The organism is Janthinobacterium sp. LS2A, assembly GCF_036543145.1.
GTDB classification, from domain to species: domain Bacteria; phylum Pseudomonadota; class Gammaproteobacteria; order Burkholderiales; family Burkholderiaceae_D; genus Janthinobacterium; species Janthinobacterium aestuarii.
On the sequence record NZ_JAZHPB010000001.1, the window covers coordinates 739,955 to 756,887 of the forward strand.

Annotated in this window: 17 protein-coding genes; 6 read left to right on the top strand and 11 right to left on the bottom strand. The window is 61.4% G+C overall.

Features of this window, described 5'->3' with window-relative positions; all coding sequences use genetic code 11:
• Positions 1 to 201 precede the first annotated feature (201 nt).
• The 4 genes from V3C40_RS03430 to V3C40_RS03445 all read left to right on the top strand — a co-directional run bounded on the left by V3C40_RS03430 (position 202) and on the right by V3C40_RS03445 (position 4,775).
• Positions 202 to 1,800, top strand: a complete 1,599-nt coding sequence (locus V3C40_RS03430; RefSeq protein WP_034756044.1) for an ABC-F family ATPase — start codon at positions 202 to 204, stop codon at positions 1,798 to 1,800.
• Positions 1,801 to 2,020: 220 nt separating this feature from the next.
• Positions 2,021 to 3,154: a quinolinate synthase NadA gene (gene nadA / locus V3C40_RS03435; RefSeq protein WP_034756048.1), complete on the top strand. Its 1,134-nt coding sequence runs from the start codon at positions 2,021 to 2,023 to the stop codon at positions 3,152 to 3,154.
• Positions 3,151 to 4,017, top strand: coding sequence for a carboxylating nicotinate-nucleotide diphosphorylase (nadC, locus tag V3C40_RS03440; protein ID WP_331776520.1), 867 nt, complete (start codon positions 3,151 to 3,153; stop codon positions 4,015 to 4,017). Before nadA ends, nadC begins: the two co-directional genes overlap by 4 nt.
• Complete coding sequence (locus V3C40_RS03445) at positions 4,017 to 4,775, top strand: substrate-binding periplasmic protein (RefSeq protein WP_331776521.1); 759 nt, start codon at positions 4,017 to 4,019, stop codon at positions 4,773 to 4,775. Before nadC ends, V3C40_RS03445 begins: the two co-directional genes overlap by 1 nt.
• A gap of 50 nt (positions 4,776 to 4,825) precedes the next feature.
• On the opposite strand, the gene ypfJ is transcribed toward V3C40_RS03445, so the two are convergent.
• Complete coding sequence (gene ypfJ / locus V3C40_RS03450) at positions 4,826 to 5,716, bottom strand: KPN_02809 family neutral zinc metallopeptidase (protein WP_331776522.1); 891 nt, start codon at positions 5,714 to 5,716, stop codon at positions 4,826 to 4,828.
• A gap of 153 nt (positions 5,717 to 5,869) precedes the next feature.
• On the opposite strand from ypfJ, the gene V3C40_RS03455 reads away from it, so the two are divergent.
• Positions 5,870 to 6,763 carry a GNAT family N-acetyltransferase gene (locus V3C40_RS03455; protein WP_331776523.1) on the top strand — a complete coding sequence of 298 codons (894 nt, stop codon included), beginning with the start codon at positions 5,870 to 5,872 and terminating at the stop codon, positions 6,761 to 6,763.
• Between the two features lie 19 nt (positions 6,764 to 6,782).
• Here the strand turns inward: V3C40_RS03455 and V3C40_RS03460 are convergent, their stop codons facing one another.
• The 7 genes from V3C40_RS03460 to V3C40_RS03490 all read right to left on the bottom strand — a co-directional run bounded on the left by V3C40_RS03460 (position 6,783) and on the right by V3C40_RS03490 (position 12,221).
• Positions 6,783 to 7,463, bottom strand: coding sequence for a DNA alkylation repair protein (locus V3C40_RS03460; protein WP_331776524.1), 681 nt, complete (start codon positions 7,461 to 7,463; stop codon positions 6,783 to 6,785).
• Positions 7,464 to 7,529: 66 nt separating this feature from the next.
• Positions 7,530 to 8,306 carry a peptidylprolyl isomerase gene (locus V3C40_RS03465; RefSeq protein ID WP_034756072.1) on the bottom strand — a complete coding sequence of 259 codons (777 nt, stop codon included), beginning with the start codon at positions 8,304 to 8,306 and terminating at the stop codon, positions 7,530 to 7,532.
• 111 nt (positions 8,307 to 8,417) lie between these two features.
• Positions 8,418 to 9,197: a peptidylprolyl isomerase gene (locus tag V3C40_RS03470; RefSeq protein WP_034756076.1), complete on the bottom strand. Its 780-nt coding sequence runs from the start codon at positions 9,195 to 9,197 to the stop codon at positions 8,418 to 8,420.
• 113 nt (positions 9,198 to 9,310) lie between these two features.
• Positions 9,311 to 9,598, bottom strand: coding sequence for a BolA family protein (locus tag V3C40_RS03475; protein ID WP_058048143.1), 288 nt, complete (start codon positions 9,596 to 9,598; stop codon positions 9,311 to 9,313).
• On the bottom strand, positions 9,595 to 10,224 hold the full coding sequence (locus V3C40_RS03480) for a septation protein A (protein ID WP_219328973.1): 630 nt from the start codon (positions 10,222 to 10,224) through the stop codon (positions 9,595 to 9,597). Before V3C40_RS03480 ends, V3C40_RS03475 begins: the two co-directional genes overlap by 4 nt.
• 80 nt (positions 10,225 to 10,304) lie before the next feature.
• Positions 10,305 to 10,706: a peptide-methionine (R)-S-oxide reductase MsrB gene (msrB, locus tag V3C40_RS03485; protein ID WP_034756083.1), complete on the bottom strand. Its 402-nt coding sequence runs from the start codon at positions 10,704 to 10,706 to the stop codon at positions 10,305 to 10,307.
• A 9-nt stretch (positions 10,707 to 10,715) separates the two neighbouring features.
• A complete protein-coding gene (locus V3C40_RS03490; RefSeq protein ID WP_442907226.1) occupies positions 10,716 to 12,221 on the bottom strand; it encodes a protein adenylyltransferase SelO in 1,506 nt (501 codons plus the stop codon).
• Between the two features lie 199 nt (positions 12,222 to 12,420).
• On the opposite strand from V3C40_RS03490, the gene V3C40_RS03495 reads away from it, so the two are divergent.
• Entirely contained in the window at positions 12,421 to 14,073 is a 1,653-nt protein-coding gene (locus V3C40_RS03495; RefSeq protein WP_331776526.1) for a 3-(methylthio)propionyl-CoA ligase, read from the top strand.
• A gap of 2 nt (positions 14,074 to 14,075) precedes the next feature.
• On the opposite strand, the gene V3C40_RS03500 is transcribed toward V3C40_RS03495, so the two are convergent.
• Genes V3C40_RS03500 through V3C40_RS03510 form a run of 3 tightly spaced genes read right to left on the bottom strand, consistent with a single transcriptional unit; the run spans position 14,076 to position 16,931 of the window.
• Positions 14,076 to 15,599, bottom strand: coding sequence for a chemotaxis protein CheW (locus tag V3C40_RS03500; protein WP_331776527.1), 1,524 nt, complete (start codon positions 15,597 to 15,599; stop codon positions 14,076 to 14,078).
• Complete coding sequence (locus V3C40_RS03505; protein WP_331776528.1) at positions 15,586 to 16,110, bottom strand: chemotaxis protein CheD; 525 nt, start codon at positions 16,108 to 16,110, stop codon at positions 15,586 to 15,588. Before V3C40_RS03505 ends, V3C40_RS03500 begins: the two co-directional genes overlap by 14 nt.
• Positions 16,107 to 16,931 carry a CheR family methyltransferase gene (locus V3C40_RS03510; RefSeq protein WP_331776529.1) on the bottom strand — a complete coding sequence of 275 codons (825 nt, stop codon included), beginning with the start codon at positions 16,929 to 16,931 and terminating at the stop codon, positions 16,107 to 16,109. The genes V3C40_RS03505 and V3C40_RS03510 overlap by 4 nt, the downstream gene beginning before the upstream one ends.
• Positions 16,932 to 16,933 lie beyond the last annotated feature (2 nt).

Genomic DNA, 16,933 nt, shown 5'->3' on the forward strand with positions numbered 1-16,933 from the left:
GTAAGGTGGAGGGGAGAAAACGGATGCCGCGCAGCGTATCTGCTAAATGGAAATACGGCAATCATATTTTCTTGCCATTATTTCTCTGCATGCACTCGTGGCGCCCTCGGCGGACCACTATAGAGTGATGAGGGTGGGTGCTGTATAATGGGAGAAAAGTATTTAACTAGCTGTTTTAACTGAATAAAGACCCAATATCACATGCTATCTACAGCAAATATTACGATGCAGTTTGGCGCCAAGCCATTGTTTGAGAATATCTCCGTCAAGTTCGGCGACGGCAACCGCTATGGTTTGATCGGCGCGAACGGCTGCGGCAAGTCGACGTTCATGAAGATCCTGGGCGGCGACCTGGACCCGTCGGGCGGCAACGTCATGCTCGATACCAACGAACGCCTGGGCAAGCTGCGCCAGGACCAGTTTGCGTTTGAAGACATGCGCGTCCTCGACGTCGTCATGATGGGCCACACGGAAATGTGGGCCGCCATCCAGCAGCGCGACGCGATCTACGCGAACCCGGAAGCGACGGACGACGACTACATGCAGGCGGCCGAACTGGAAGGAAAAGTGTCCGAATACGACGGCTACACGGCCGAATCGCGCGCCGGCGAACTGCTGCTGGGCGCCGGTGTCGCCATCGACCTGCATCAAGGCCCGATGAGCAATGTGTCGCCAGGCTGGAAGCTGCGCGTGCTGCTGGCGCAGGCGCTGTTCTCGAACCCGGACATCCTGCTGCTCGACGAGCCGACGAATAACCTGGACATCAACACGATTCGCTGGCTGGAAGACGTGCTCAACGAGCGCAACTCCACCATGATCATCATTTCCCATGATCGCCACTTCCTGAACCAGGTGTGCACCCACGTGGCCGACATGGACTACGGCACCCTGAAGATTTATCCAGGCAACTACGACGAATACATGTTCGCCTCGACCCAGGCGCGCAACCAGCAGCTGGCCAACAACGCGAAAGCGAAAGACAAGGTTGCCGAGCTGCAGGAATTCGTGCGCCGCTTCGCCGCGAACAAGTCGAAGGCCCGCCAGGCCACGTCGCGCGCCAAGCAGATCGAAAAGATCAAGGTCGACGACATCAAGCCATCGTCGCGCGCCTATCCGTTCGTGCGGTTCGACGGCGAAAAGAAATTGCACCGCCTGGCCGTGGAAGTCGAGAACATCTCGAAAGGTTTCGACCGCCAGCTGTTCAAGAACTTTTCCATCATGGTCGAGGCGGGCGAACGCATCGCCATCATCGGTGCCAACGGCGCCGGCAAGACCACCATGCTGCGCTGCATCGCTGGCGATATCGCCGGCTTGCAGCCTGATCAAGGCCGCGTGAAGTGGGCGGAAAACGCCAACGTCGGCTACATGCCGCAAGACCCGACGGAAGATTTCGCCAAGGACACGAACCTGACCGACTGGATCGGCCAGTGGACGAAAGAGGGCGACGACGACCAGGCCGTGCGTTCCATCCTGGGCCGCTTGCTGTTCGGCGGCGACGATGTCAAGAAGGCCGTCAAGGTGCTGTCCGGCGGTGAAAAAGGCCGCATGATGTACGGCAAGCTGATGCTGGGCCGCCACAACGTGCTGATGCTCGATGAACCGACCAACCACATGGACATGGAATCGATCGAGTCCCTGAACATCGCGCTGGAAAAATACGCGGGCACCCTGATCTTCGTGTCGCATGACCGCGAATTCGTTTCTTCGCTGGCCAACCGCATCATCGAGATCAAGGAAGATGAAGTGGTCGATTACCGTGGCAATTACGAGGATTACCTCAAGAGCCAGGGTATTGATTAATTTTTAGGGTAACGTTGTGTCGGATTACGCGCTGTGCGCTAATCCGACCTACGTCAGGGTGAGTTGGTCGCGTAGGTCGCGTAGGTCGGATTAGCGCAGCGTAATCCGACATTACAACGTCATCCGCCAGCACCACACCGACGCGCCGCGGTCCATTCGTTCCGGCGCAACTGCTTTATTGCAATCGTGCCGGTCTATCCCGTTTTTGTTTGACACAGCCATGCAAACTTTAGCCATCAAATCCGTCGAGTACGAACATCCACAAGACGGAGCCAGCTGCACTGCCCACGCCTGGGCACGCACGCCAGCGACGCCGTCCCCGGCTGAAAAAGCCGAACTGATCACGCGCATCAAGCGCCTGCTGATCGAGCGCGAAGCCGTGCTCGTTGCCCACTATTACGTTGATGCTGACCTGCAAGACCTGGCCGAAGCCACGGGCGGCTGCGTCTCCGATTCCCTGGAAATGGCCCGTTTCGGGCGCGACCATCCGGCCAAGACCCTCGTCGTGGCCGGCGTGCGTTTCATGGGTGAAACGGCAAAGATCCTCAGTCCCGAGAAAACGGTATTAATGCCCGACCTCGACGCGACCTGTTCACTCGACCTCGGCTGCCCGGTCGATGAATTCACGGCCTTCTGCGACGCGCATCCGGACCGCACGGTGGTGGTGTACGCCAACACCAGCGCGGCCGTCAAGGCGCGCGCGGACTGGATGGTGACCTCGTCCATCGGCCTCGACATCGTGGCCCACCTGCATGCGCAGGGCAAGAAAATCCTGTGGGCACCCGACAAGCACCTGGGTTCCTACATCCAGAAGCAGACGGGCGCCGATATGCTGCTGTGGCAGGGGAGTTGCCTCGTGCATGACGAATTCAAGGGCATCGAACTCGATCTGCTCAAGGAAGAATATCCGCAAGCCAAGGTGCTCGTGCACCCGGAGTCGCCTGCCAACGTGGTGGCGCTGGCCGACATGGTGGGTTCCACGTCGCAAATGATTGCGGCAGCGCAAACCATGGACACGGACACTTTTATTGTCGCCACCGACAACGGCATCCTGCACAAGATGCGCGCGGCCGCGCCAGGAAAACGCTTCATCGAAGCGCCCACGGCCGGCAACAGCGCCACCTGCAAGAGCTGCGCGCACTGCCCGTGGATGGCCATGAACGGCTTGCTGAACCTGGCGCAGACGCTGGAAAATATGCACAACGAAATCCACGTCGATCCTGCCGTCGGCCAGCTGGCCGTGCGCTCGATCAACCGCATGCTCGACTTCGCCGCCGCCAAGAAGGCGGGCCTCAAGCCGGGCGCGGACCTGGCAAAAGAAACCACATTGTTCCAAGGAATCGGTCCAGCATGAGTACCCTCGTTAATTCTTTCGCCCCTTTCGATCCGGCCCTGGCGCGTGCGTTCGAAGGCAATTTGCTGGCTGCTTTGCTGGAAGACGTGGGCCAGTGCGACCTGACGGGCGAGCTGGTGCCGCCCGACCACATCGTCACTGCCCGTGTGATCGTGCGCGAAGCGGCCGTGCTGTGCGGCGCGCCGTGGTTCGAAGGCATCATGAAAAGCCTGGATCGCAGCATCGACATTGCCTGGCATTACGCCGAAGGCGACATGATGACGGCCGACAGCGTCGTCTGCACGATTGAAGCGCCGGCGCGCGCCTTGCTCACGGCCGAGCGCAGCGCCCTCAATTTCCTGCAACTGCTGTCCGCCGTGGCCACGGCCACGCGCCAGTATGTCGACGTGATCGCCGGCACCAAGGCGTCCATTTTAGATACGCGCAAGACCTTGCCGGGCCTGCGCCTGGCGCAAAAGTATGCGGTGCGCGTCGGTGGCGGCAAGAACCAGCGCCTGGCCCTGTACGACGGCATCCTGATCAAGGAAAACCATATCGCGGCCGCGGGCGGCGTCAGCCAGGCCCTGGAAAACGCGCGCAATCTCGACGCGGGCGTTCCCGTGCAAATCGAGGTGGAAACCCTGGCGCAATTGCGCGAAGCGCTCGATGCGGGCGCTGTCTCCGTCTTGCTCGATAACTTCAGCAACGACATGATGCGCGAAGCCGTGGCCTTGACCGGTGGCCGCGCCTTGCTCGAAGCGTCGGGCGGCATCAATTTCAACACCGTGCGCGCCATTGCCGAAACGGGCGTGGACCGCATCTCGATCGGCAGCCTGACCAAGGATGTGCGGGCCACCGATTACTCCTTGCGCATCGTCGGCTGATGAAAAAAGCGGGGCGGCGCCTGCTGGCCTTGGCGCTGCTGTGGCCGGCATTTGCCGCGCCCCTGCAGGCGCGCGAGCTGCTGGCCGTGGGCGCGCAGTTCGAACGCGTGTTCGAATATCAGGAGGGTGGCGAGTATGGCGGACTGGGCGCGGAACTGCTGCGCCTGATGGCGGCACGCACGGGTAACACCGTGCGTTTTCGCATGGTGCCGTGGGCGCGCGCGCAAGCCATGCTGGTGCAGGGCCAGGCCGATATCCTGATCGGTCCCTACAAGACGCCCGAGCGCATTGCCAGCATGGCCTTTTCCGACAAGCCGTTTTACCAGGACCAGATGGTCTTTTATACGCGCCAGAACGCCAGCTTCAGCTGGGACGGCGACTACGCGGTGCTGAATAACCGCAGGGTGGTGCTGCTCAATGGCTGGGCGTATGGCGCGGAATGGGAGCGCATGCGGCCCGGCTTGCAGGTCAGCGTGGCCAACAACGTGGAAAATGGCTTGAAGATGCTGGTGCACAATCACGTCGACGTCTTCGTCAGCAACCGCCGCAATACCGATCCCGTCATCGCCCGCCTCGGCTATGGACGCCAGGTGAAACCCCTGCCCAGAATTATCGAACTGCAAAACGGCTATTTTGCCTTCCCCCGTTCGCCCACTTTCGACAAGTTGCGTGTGCAGTTCGACCAGGAACTGAATAACCTGATCGAGACGGGCGAGCTGAAAAGACTGGGCAAGCGCTACGACGTCAGCTTGCCCTGATAGACGCATGCCGGCCGGCAGGGCGGCATGCGTGTGTCCTCGTGAATCATTTACAACTGGCGTGCCTCGAAGGTATTGCACTGGGCAATCTGACCGCTCTCGATGCCCTTGGTAAACCAGCGTACGCGCTGCTCCGAGGTGCCGTGTGTAAATGAGTCCGGCACGACATGGCCTTGCGCCTGGCGCTGCAGCGCATCGTCGCCGATGGCCGTGGCCGCTTTCAGGGCCGCTTCCACATCGCCTTGCTCGAGGATCTTGCGGTCGGCGTTCGCGTGATACGCCCACACGCCGGCAAAGCAGTCGGCCTGCAATTCCAGGCGCACGGACATGGCGTTGGCCTGGCGCTCCGATTGCGTGCGGCGCGCATTGTCGACCTTTTCGGACAAGCCCATCAGGTTTTGCACGTGGTGGCCCACTTCATGCGCGATCACGTACGCTTCGGCAAACTCGCCCGAGACCTTGAAACGCTGCTGCATCAGATTGAAGAAATCGAGATCCAGATAGACTTTCTGGTCGCCGGGGCAGTAGAAGGGCCCGCTGGCGCTCTGGCCCGTGCCGCAGGCCGTCGGCGTGCTGCCCGAGAACAGCACCAGCTTGGGTTTCACATAGCTGCCGCCCTCGGCCTTGAACAGGGCGCCCCACGTGTCTTCCGTATCGGCCAGCACGGTTTTCACGAAGCGGGCCATCTCGTCCGATTCGGGCGGCTGGCGCGCCGGCGCCTGGCTTTGCTGGGTGCTGATCTGGCCGCCACCGCCGCTGAGCAGATTGAGCAAGGTCAAGGGATTGACGCCCAGTACATACGAGCCGACGAGGGCGATGACGATGGTGCCGATGCCGATCGAGCGCCCGCCAAAACCAAAGCCGCCACCGCCGCCTCCGCCGCCATCTTCGCCACGGCGATCTTCCACATTGTCGCTTTCGCGATTGCCTTCCCATTTCATGATATTTACTCCTGCTGCGATTTGCGATTGATTGGTGACGCCTGAATATGTTTCTTGCGACGAATCTTGTTATTATCGCAGTAAACTGCGTCGCGACAGAGGTGACAATGTTACCCTTTGCAACTTTCCACCCACTCCACAACAGGTACACGCATGGCGCTTGCCAACGATACACTCATTTCGCCAACGGCGGTGGTCCAGGCGCAACTGGACGCCTACAACGCGCACGACGTGCCGGCCTTGCTGGCCATCTACGCAGATGATGCGCAGCAATTCCAGCACCCCGATACCCTGCTGGCACAGGGCGGCGCGCAGATCGGCCCCCGTTTCACGGCCCGTTTCGCGGCAAGCCGGCCGCGGGCGCAGTTGCTCAATCGTATAGCCTGCGGCAAGCTGGTGATCGACCATGAAATCGTCCATGGCGATACGGACGATGGCGTGTCGGCACAGGAACTGGTGGCGACGTATGAGGTAGAGCAGGGACGCATCAGCCGTGCCTGGTTCAACTTTGGCGCGTTGACGCGCTTGCGCGTGGCGCTGCCGGCCGATGTGCCGGCAATGAATGCGCTGATCGCCCGTTCCGGCGTGGCGCTGAGCGCGGGGTTTTATACGCAGGAACAGGCCGAGGCCGTGACGCGCCACGTGTTCGGCGTCGATACGCAGCTCGTGGCGGACCGGACGTATTTCGTGATCGAACGCGATGGCGCCATGCTGGCTTGCGGCGGCTGGAGCCAGCGCGCCACCCTGTATGGCGCCGACCGCGCCAAGAGCGGGCCGGACCCGTTGCTCGATCCGGCCAGCCAGCCGGGCCGCATCCGCGCCTTTTTTGTCGAACCAGGCGCCGCGCGCCAGGGCCTGGGCAGCATGCTGATGCGCCATTGCGAACGCCAGGCGCTGGCCGCCGGTTTTACCGCCCTGGAACTGGCCGCCACCTTGCCCGGCGTGCCGCTGTACCTGGCCAGCGGCTTTGCCGTGACGGAAGAGTTTCACCTCGACTTGCCCGATGACATCAAGCTGCCGCTGGCGCGCATGCACAAGCAGCTGTAAAGCTGCGGCGGGCAGGCGTTCACCGTGGCTGGTGCTTCAACGCCTCGCGGTAGCTGAGCGCAGACAGTTTCTGGCGGTGCGCGTTGGCAAACGCCGTCACGGCTTCGGGCGCGTGGCGCGCGTAATCGCGCAAGGCCCAGCCGATGGCCTTGCGGATGAAAAACTCGTCTTCATGGGCCAGCGCCAGCGCCGCGCCGAATAGCCAGCCGGCACCTGTGTCGGCGCGCCAGCCCAGCTGGTGCAGCATGGCGATGCGGCGCAGCCAGAAGTCTTCATGGAGCAGCGCGTCATCCATGTGCGCATGGCCGTCGCCGCCGCGCTGGTGCTCCGCCTGCAGCACCTCGCCGACGATACCCGCCATGCCGTCGACGCTGTCCCACCAGGCCCGCTGGCGCGCCAACGCCAGCAGGGCGGGGAGGTGAGCGATGTTCAGCTGGCGCCAGTGCAGCGCCAGCATGTCGAGCGCCACGTGCTGGTATTCGCGCTGCGGCTGTTGCCACAGCAGCTGCGCGTGCTCGAGCAAGGTCGCGGCATCGATGCCCTTCAAGCCCGCCAGCAAGTCCCTGGCGGCCAGCCGCCGCTGCGGCGCTGCCACGCCCAGGAAAATGAACTGGTCGCGCATATACGCCTGCATGGGCGCTGCACGGCCCGGTTCGGCAGCAGCTTCGAGTGCGATTTTTAATCCGACGTGCAAGTCCATGCTGTTTCCCCATGTTCAGACGTAAAAAAAGCGCTCCGTGGAGCGCCTTTTCATCTTCATCCGATATTACTGGATTTTTGCTTTCTTCATCAACTCATCGCGGTAAGCGGCGAGTTTCTTCTGTTGCAGCGACTCGGCCACTTGACCCTTGACTTCTTCCAGTGCCGGCAGCTTCGTCGGACGGGTTTCTTCCAGCTTGATCACGTGGAAACCGAATTGCGATTGCACTGGCGTTTGCGTGACCTGGCCTGGTTTCAAAGCAACCATGGCGTCGGAGAATGGCTTCACGTACGAAGCCGGGCTAGCCCAGTCCAGGTCGCCGCCATTGGCTGCGGAACCGTCTTTCGATACTTTCGCCAGTTCTTCGAACTTGGCGCCGCCTTTCAGCTTGGCGATGATGTCTTTCGCTTCCGCTTCGGTGGCCACCAGGATGTGGCGTGCATGATATTCCTTGTCGCCCGCTTGTGCCTTGAACTTGTCGTACTCGGCCTTGATTTCAGCGTCCTTGACAGGGTTCTTCTTGACGTAGTCGGCCAGCAGGGCGTTGATGATGATGCTTTGACGGGCATTGTCGATCTGCGACTTGACTTCCGGACGCGTGCCGTAGCCTTGCTTGTCGGCTTCCTGGATCAGCACTTCGCGGCCGATCAGGTCTTTTTTGATGGCTTCGCGCAATTGCGGCGAATCCGCTTGCTTGCCTTGGGCGACGACTTGCTTGACGACCTGGTCGACGCGCGACGATGGGATGGCCTTGCCATTCACGGTGGCGACGTTTTGCGCGAACGCAGGGATCGCTACAACGGCGACCAGGGCTAAGATCAAACGGGCTGGCTTCAAAATCATGTTCATTCCTAATAAATATACTAAAAATCGATACGCGCGGCTGTCGCGCAGTGCGCATTCAGGCGCAGAATACACGACCGGCGCCGAAAAGGGCGCCGGGGAGGTCCGTTCTTACTGAACTTTCGCTTTTTTGATCATTTCTTCCTGATACGCTTGCAGTTTCTTTTGCTGCAGCGCTTCGGCGATCTGTGGCTTGACTTCTTCCAGGGTCGGCAGTTTTGCCGCGCGGGTGTCGTCCAGCTTGATCACGTGGAAACCGTTAGGCGTTTGCACCGGGGTGTCGGTGACCTGGCCTTTTTGCAGTTTCACGAAGGCGTCCGAGAATACTTTCGGGAACGACGATGGTGCTGCCCAGTCCAGGTCGCCGCCGTTGTCGGCCGAACCGGTATCTTTCGATTGCTTGGCCAGGTCTTCGAACTTGGCGCCGCCTTTCAGCTTGGCGATGATGTCTTTCGCTTCCGCTTCGGTGCCGACCAGGATGTGGCGCACGTGGTATTCCTTGTCGCCGGTCTGGGCCACGAACTTGTCGTATTCGGCCTTGATTTCAGCGTCGTTGACCGGGTTCTTTTTCAGGTAGTCGCCGACCAGGGCGTTGATGACGATGGCCTGGCGTGCGTTCTCGATTTGCTGCTTGACTGCTGCATCTTTACCGAAACCTTTGTTTTCCGCTTCTTGCATCAGCACTTCACGGCCGATCAAGTCTTTCTTGATCATTTCGCGCAGTTGCGGCGAATCCGGTTGCTGGCCTTGGGCGACGACTTGCTTGACGACTGCATCAACGCGCGACGATGGGATAGGCTTGCCATTAACAACGGCAACATTTTGCGCAAAAACAGGTACCGCGACAACGGCGAGTAGTGCGATCAGCAAGCGGGCTGGCTTAAAAGTCATTATTAAATCCTGTTAGGGAAAGTTTCGTAAAAAACGCATGGGAAGAAAACGCGTGCATGGCGCTTGCGGCAAACGGCATACCAAGTTGCCCCGGTACGCCAAAAACGCCGTCCTTACACTACTTCGGACGGCGCCAGGGCCACAATCGCCAATGCATGTATCTCATTATGCATCATATCGTGCACGGAATCATACACCAGTCGATGGCGCATGACGAGCCTGAGCCCCTCAAATTGACTAGAAATTATGCGTAGATTGTAATGGCCTCCGCCCGAGGCGGCGCCCGCATGGCCCCGGTGGCGCGCCGAGTCATCTTCCAGCACACATTCCAGAGGGGAAAGTGCCGTTTCCAGGCGGGTACGAATGCGCTCCATGCGCGTTGCCGTGTCGTTCGTCATCATGCGTCTTCCTTGATATGTTTGGCCAGGAACAGGGTTTGCGCCACGATAAAGGCAAAGAAGATGCCCGTCGCGCCGAACGCCTTGAAGCTGACCCAGGCGGCCATGTCGCCCTTGTACAGCACGAAGGCCACGAACAGGTTCAGCGCGCCGATGGCGCCAAAGAAGATGATCCATGCGGCCAGCAGCTGGTTCCACACAACTTCGGGCAATTGCACTTGCGCTTCCATGGTCTTGCGGATCAGGTTTTTCTTGAAACCCACGTGGGCGATCAAGAGGGCCAGGCCGGACAGCCAGTAGATCAGGGTCGGCTTCCATTTCAGGAAGAAATCGTCATGCAGGTAAATGCTGGCGCCGCCGAACACGACAAAGATGAACAGCGACAGCCACAGCATGCCGTCCACCTTGCGCCCGCGCAGCAGCAGATAGCTGACCTGGCAAGCGGTGGCGACGATGCCGACGAGGGTGGCAAGTATCCACGGCGCCTGGTCGGCCTTGATCAAGCCGCCAGACACGAAGCCGGACAGATATTGCTGCACGAAATCGTGCGTGGCCGCTTCATACATGCCGCCCAGCTTGAAGGCGGCGAAGAAGGCGATCAGGGGGAATAGGTCGAATAGAAATTTCATGGCGAGACTTTACACGGGTCTTGTTACATTCATCTTAGGAATGGCTTAGGAGCAAGATGCCCGCCCGCCATTCCAGTGTCTCACGGTTGCGGATCGAAGCGCAGCGATGCCGAATTGATGCAATAGCGCAAGCCGGTTGGCGGCGGGCCGTCCGGGAAGACGTGGCCCAGGTGGGCGTCGCAGACGGCGCAGACGATTTCCGTGCGCACCATGCCATGGCTGCGGTCGACGATTTCCGTCACGTTGGCCGGGTCGAGTGCCTGGAAATAGCTGGGCCAGCCGCAGCCCGAGTCGAACTTGGTGTCCGAGGCAAACAGGGGGGTGTTGCAGCAGACGCAGGTGTAGACGCCATGTTCATGGTGGTCCCAGAACTTGCCCGTGAAGGCCCGTTCCGTGGCCGCGTGGCGCGTGACTTCGTATTGCATCGAATCGAGCATGGCGCGCCATTCGGCGTCGGTTTTCTTGACTTTATTCGTGGTCATAATGACTCCTCAGGATGAGCAACTGACTTCAAGGTGGCTGGCCCAGTCGGGCGGCAGGGCCGCATAGTGCTGGTGTTCGGGCTGTTCGTCAAATGGCTTTTGCAAAACTTCCAGCAATGTCGCCACTTCCGTGTAATCCTGCTGCTGGGCTTTTTCGATGGCCACTTGTGCCAGGTAGTTGCGCAGCACGTATTTCGGGTTGACCTGGTTCATCGCCGCTTGCCGCTCGGCATCGACGCTGTGCTCCTGCCGCAGGCGCGCGCGGTATTGCGCCGCCCACGTATCGAAGGCGGGGCGGTCGATGAACATGTCGCGCAGCACGGTGTCGTGCTCGGGGGCGGTCACCTGCAGTGTCGCCAGGGCACGGAAGAAGTTGGTGAAATCCACGTGATTGGCTTGCATCAGCGCAAACATGCTGTCGAACAGCACCGTGTCTTCGTCTTGCACTGTGCGCAAGCCCAGCTTGGCACGCAGCAAGGCATTCATCTTCTCCGCAAAAGCGGGCTGGTAGCTGTCCAGCGCCGCCTGCGCCAATGCCACTTCGCCGATCAACGGCAGCAGCGCCTGGCCCAGCGCATAGCAGTTCCAGTGCCCGACCTGCGGCTGGTTGGCGTAGGAATAGCGGCCTTGCTGGTCCGTATGGTTGCAGATGTGCTCGGCGTCAAACGCTTCCATGAAGCCGAAGGGGCCGTAATCGAGGGTCAGGCCCAGGATCGACATATTGTCCGTATTCATGACGCCATGCATGAAACCCACGGCTTGCCACTGTGCAATCATGTGCGCCGTGCGCACGCATACTTCGGCCAGCAAGGCTTGATATGGATTTGATGCGGCGCGCAAGTCGGGGTAGAAGCTGTCGATGACGTAATCGGCCAGGATTTTCAGCTCGTCCGGCTGCTTGCGGTAAAACCAGTGTTCGAACGAGCCGAAGCGCACGAAAGTGGGCGCCATGCGCGTGACGACGGCGGCAGTCTCGACTGTTTCGCGCATGATGCCTTGCTGCGAACCCATGATGGACAGCGCGCGCGACGTGGGAATGCCCAGCGCCGCCATGGCTTCCGAGCACAGGAATTCGCGGATGGACGAGCGCAGCACGGCACGGCCATCGCCCATGCGCGAATACGGCGTGGCGCCGGCGCCTTTCAGCTGCAGTTCCATGGGGCCATCAGCCGTGGCGATATCGCCGAGCAAGATGGCGCGGCCATCGCCCAGCTGGCCGGCCCAGACGCCGAACTGGTGGCCCGAATACACGGCCGACAGGGGCATCGAACGCTCGGCCACGGCATTGCCGCTCAGCAGCGCCACATAGTCGGGTTCGGCCAGGCGCGCCGCATCGAGGCCGATGAGGGCCGCGGCTGGCGCGCTGGCGGCCACGAAATACGGGGCGGGCAGGGGCGTGGGCATCAAGCGCGTATAGAACGCGGGCGGCAAGGCCGCAAAGGCGTTATCCAGTGGTAAGGTATGAGCGGTGATGGCAATTCCAGTCAAATAAGAGGTGGCGGCACGGTGCGCCAGCCTGGAATGCGATTTTACCGCACAGCGCCAAGGCGCGTGGCGGGCGTCGTAGTGGGTATCCGCACGGCAAAAAACGGAACCGAAAATTCCATGCTGCATCGCAATATCGAAATGCGTTGACGATTTCCGCACGACCGTACGAAACTAGGGAAAATCTTTAAATTCCAACAATAAGCAAGTATCCAACCCAGGAGACACGATGTCGGCATTCCCCTTGAGTCCAGTGATGGGCCAGATGATGAATCAGCCCCTGCTGATTTCCAGCATTATCGAGTTTGCAGCGCGTCATTATGGGGGCAGCGAAATCATTTCGCGGCGGGTGGAAGGCGATATGCACCGCTACACCTACCGCGATTGCCACCAGCGCGCGCGCCGGCTGGCGAACGCCTTGCACGGCCTCGGTGTCGGCATGGGCGACCGCGTCGCCACCCTGGCCTGGAATGGCTACCGCCACCTTGAAGCGTACTATGCCGTGTCCGGCTCGGGTGCCGTGCTGCACACGATCAATCCGCGCCTGTTTCCCGACCAGATCGCCTACATTTCCAATCATGCGGAAGACCAGGTCTTGCTGTTCGATTTGACTTTCCTCCCCGTGGTGGAAAAGATCGCCGCCGACTGCACCTTCGTCCGTCATTTCGTGCTGATGTGCGACCGCGAACGCATGCCCGCCAGCAGCACCATCCCCGATCTGCTGTGCTATGAAGACTTGATCGCCACGCATTCCGACGACTACACGTGGCCCCTGTTCGACGAGAATTCAGCCGCCACCCTGTGCTACACGTCGGGCACGACGGGCAACCCCAAGGGCGCCCTGTATTCGCACCGCTCGACCGTGCTGCACGCGTACGCGTCAGCCATGCCCAGCGCCCTGAACGTGCGCGCTTCGGACACCGTGCTGCCCGTCGTGCCCATGTTCCACGTGAATGCCTGGGGCTTGCCGTATTCCGTGCCCCTGTCCGGCGCGCGCATGGTGTTTCCCGGCGCGGCGCTGGACGGCAAGTCGTTGTATGAACTGTTCGAGGCGGAAAAAGTAACGTTCTCGGCCGGCGTGCCTACCGTCTGGCTGGGCCTGCTCAACCATGCCTTGCAGAATAATCTGCAATTTTCCACCTTCCGCCGCACCGTGATCGGCGGCGCGGCGTGTCCGCCAGCCATGATGGATACCCTGATCGACAAGTTCGACGTGGAAGTCATCCACGCCTGGGGCATGACGGAAATGTCGCCGCTGGGCACGGCGGGCGGCTTGCAGACCAAGCACCTGGACTTGCCGAAGGACGAGCAGCGCAAGATCCTGCAAAAGCAGGGCCATGCGATCTACGGCGTGGACATGAAGATCGTCGACGACGATGGCAAGGAATTGCCGTGGGATGGCGTGGCGTATGGCCACCTGCTGGTGAAGGGGCCGTGGATCATCTCGTCGTATTACAAGAACGAGGGCGGCGAGGTGTTGCAGGATGGCTGGTTCCCCACGGGCGACGTGGCCACCATCGACACGGATGGCTACATGCAGATCACGGACCGCAGCAAGGACGTGATCAAGTCGGGTGGCGAGTGGATCGGCACCATCGACCTGGAAAACCTGGCCATGGCGCACCCGGCCGTGCTGCAGGCGGCTTGCATCGGCGTGTTCCACCCGAAATGGGACGAGCGCCCCGTGCTCGTCGTCGTGCTGCGCCCCGGCATGACGGTCACGCGCGAAGCGTTATTGCAATTTTTTGAAGGCAAGATCGCCAAGTGGTGGACGCCCGATGACGTGCTGTTCATCGACGCCTTGCCCATGGGCGCGACGGGCAAGATCCAGAAAAACAAGCTGCGCGAGCAGTTCAAGGGACACCAGCTGCCCGGCATGTAGCGCTAGGCCGCCTGCGGCAGCGCCGCCCCCAGCTTTTCCAGCAGATGGTCGCACTGGAAGACGGACAGGGTCTGGCGCTGCGCATCCGTGCCGATATCGATCATCTCATCCATTTCGCTGCGCAAGTCCTCATGTTCTCCCGTGCGGATGATTTGCGGTGCGGCAAAGCGCTGGCTGTCGGAGATGGTCATGATGTTGTCGACATGGTCGACGAGAAAGCCGTAGCGCTCGGCGCCCCGTTCCACGATCAGAATCTTGCCGGTGCTATCGTCCGGCAAGGCCGGCATGGCATACAACTGGCGCAGATCGATGATGCTGATCATTTGCTGGCGCAAGTTGAGCATGCCGCGCATGCAGGCCGGCATGCCCGGCGGCGTCGTGATGGCGCCGCTGAAATCGATGATTTCGCGCACTTGCCCGATTTCCACGGCGAAGCGGCTTTCCACCGTAAACGTGATGTAGACACGGCGCTGTGCCTTGTGCGTGGCGGCGGCCGTTTCCGTGTCGGCCGGATACAGGCGCGCGTGGCCGTCGCGCATCTCGATAATTTCCGCCTGCGACAGGATGCCCTTGTGGTCGAGGAAAATGATGTCGCCCAGCCCCTCTTTCGTGATGCAGCCGGCGAACATGGCGGCGCGCGCCTTGCTCAGCAGGGGAATCGGCAGCACTTCGTCGCCAAAGAAATGCACGATGCTGTCGACGGAGTCGACGAGGAAGCCCACGGTCGTGTCCTCGAGGCGCACGACGATGATGCGTTGGTCCAGCGTGGCCGCCGTGCCGGATGCGGGCGCCTGCAGCAGGGCGCCGAAGTCGACGACGGCCACCTGGCTGCCGCGGAAATGCATGCGCCCCAGGCACAGCTCGCTATTCAGCAGGGAGCTGTGCAGTTCCGGCACCCGTATGATTTCCTGGATGGCCAGCATTTCGAAGGCAAACGTGGCGCCGGCCGCGTGGAAGCTGACGCACTGGCGGCGTTCGCTTTGCGCGTGGTAGCGGGCCGTGCTCAGCTTGGCGCCCGTTGCCTGCAGGGCTAGCACATGGGGCACGTTTTCAATGCGCAGCAGGGCGTGCGGGTCGAGCACCTGCAGCAGGCGTGCGCCGCCATCGAGCAGGATCGTGCCGGCGATGACGGCGTGGCTGTCGCCGGCCGCATATTGCAGGGCGCTGCGGGCGCTGGCGGGCACGCGCAGGATCTCTCCCGTATCCTGGAAGACGATGCCGATCAGCACTTGCTGGAAGTCCAGAATGGCGATCTTGTCCGTGGCCATGGCGCGTGGCGCATCGGCGCGGAACAAGCGGCCCAGGTTGACCACCGGGATGACGCTGCCGCGCAAGGTGAACATGCCTTCCAGATACGCGGGCGACAGGGGCAGGGCGGTGACTTTCGCGGGATAGTTCACCACTTCGCGGATGCAGCTGGCGGGCAGGGCGAATTCATCGCCGCCCAGGTGGAAGGAGCCGAACAGTTCGGTGGCCGTGTCGCTTGTGCCCTGCGCTTGCAAGCCCGTCGCTTCATGCATATCCATATGCGCCTTCCTTGCGTGGAATCAATTCAGGTTGCGCCACCACATCGGTGACGGCGTAGCTGTGCCGGGCGCAATCGATCAGCAACTGGCGCCCGTGGCGGCCGCCCAGCGCGCAAAAGCTGACGTGCAAGCCGCACTGGTCCAGGTATTTTTGCGCCGCTTCCGCGTTTTGCCGGCCTATCTGCAGCCGCCCGTTGCGCGGACCAAACATGCTGGCGCCGCCCGCCAGCACCACGTCAATGTCGGCGTAATCGGCCTGGCGCACGCCCATCAGGCGCAGCAGCGAAGGCACGGCCTGGCTCACATAGCGCGCGCCAGGGGCGCTGTCGGCGCCGGGCGCTTCCGGCAACAGACAATGGGCCAGGCCGCAGCATGGGCCATTTTTCCAGATGAAGCCGATGCCGATGCAGGAGCCGAGCAACGCTTGCAGCTGCTCGCCGTGCGTGCCCACGCTCAGTTGGCCCATGCCGACATGGTGCAGCGGCAGGCGATGATCGATGATGATGCTCATGCGGTACCCGCCTTATAAATCATGGGAAACTCGAATTGGTAGCCGGTGCCGAGGCGGGTGATGGTTTCCGATTCGCCCAGGATCAGCCGGCCTTCATCCTTGAGACTCACGCGCGCCTGGCGCAGCACGGTTTCCTGGTGCTCGGCATCGAAATAGATGAGCACATTGCGCAGGAACACCAGGTCGAACTGCCGCGCCGGGCGCAGCGCTTCGAGCAGGTTATGCTGGGCAAAGCTGACGTGTTGCCGCAATTCCTCGTTGACCTGGACGCCATACGGTGCTGGCGTGAAATATTTGCGCAGCAAGTCCGGGTGCGACAAGCGGATGCGCTCGACGGAGCGCCCGCTGTACTGGCCCGCCCGCGCCGCGCCCAGGATCTGCTGCGAAATGTCGCTGGCCAGGATCTGGTAGCGGAAAGACGGCGCTTGCAGCCTGAATTGCTCGCACAGCATGGCGATCGAATACAGCTCCTCGCCGCTGGCCGCCGCCGCCGACCAGATGGCCAGGCAGCCATCCGGATGCGCGCGCGCCCAGGCGGGCAGGTAGCGGTCGCGGAAGTAATCCCAGATCTGCGGCGTGCGGAAGAACAGCGTGTCGTTGGTGGTCACCAGGTCGATGAAATGGGCCACCTCGTCGCGGTCGCTGGCCACGCGCTCCAGGTAAGCCTGGTAGCTGTGCAGGGACAGTGCCTGCAGCCGTGGCTGCAAACGCCGTTCCAGCAAGACGCTCTTGCGCGCCGTCATGGCGATGCCCGTGTGCTGGCGTACCAGCGCGATCAGGGTCGTCAGCACCTCGGGCGTCAAGGTGGCCGCGTGGCTCATCG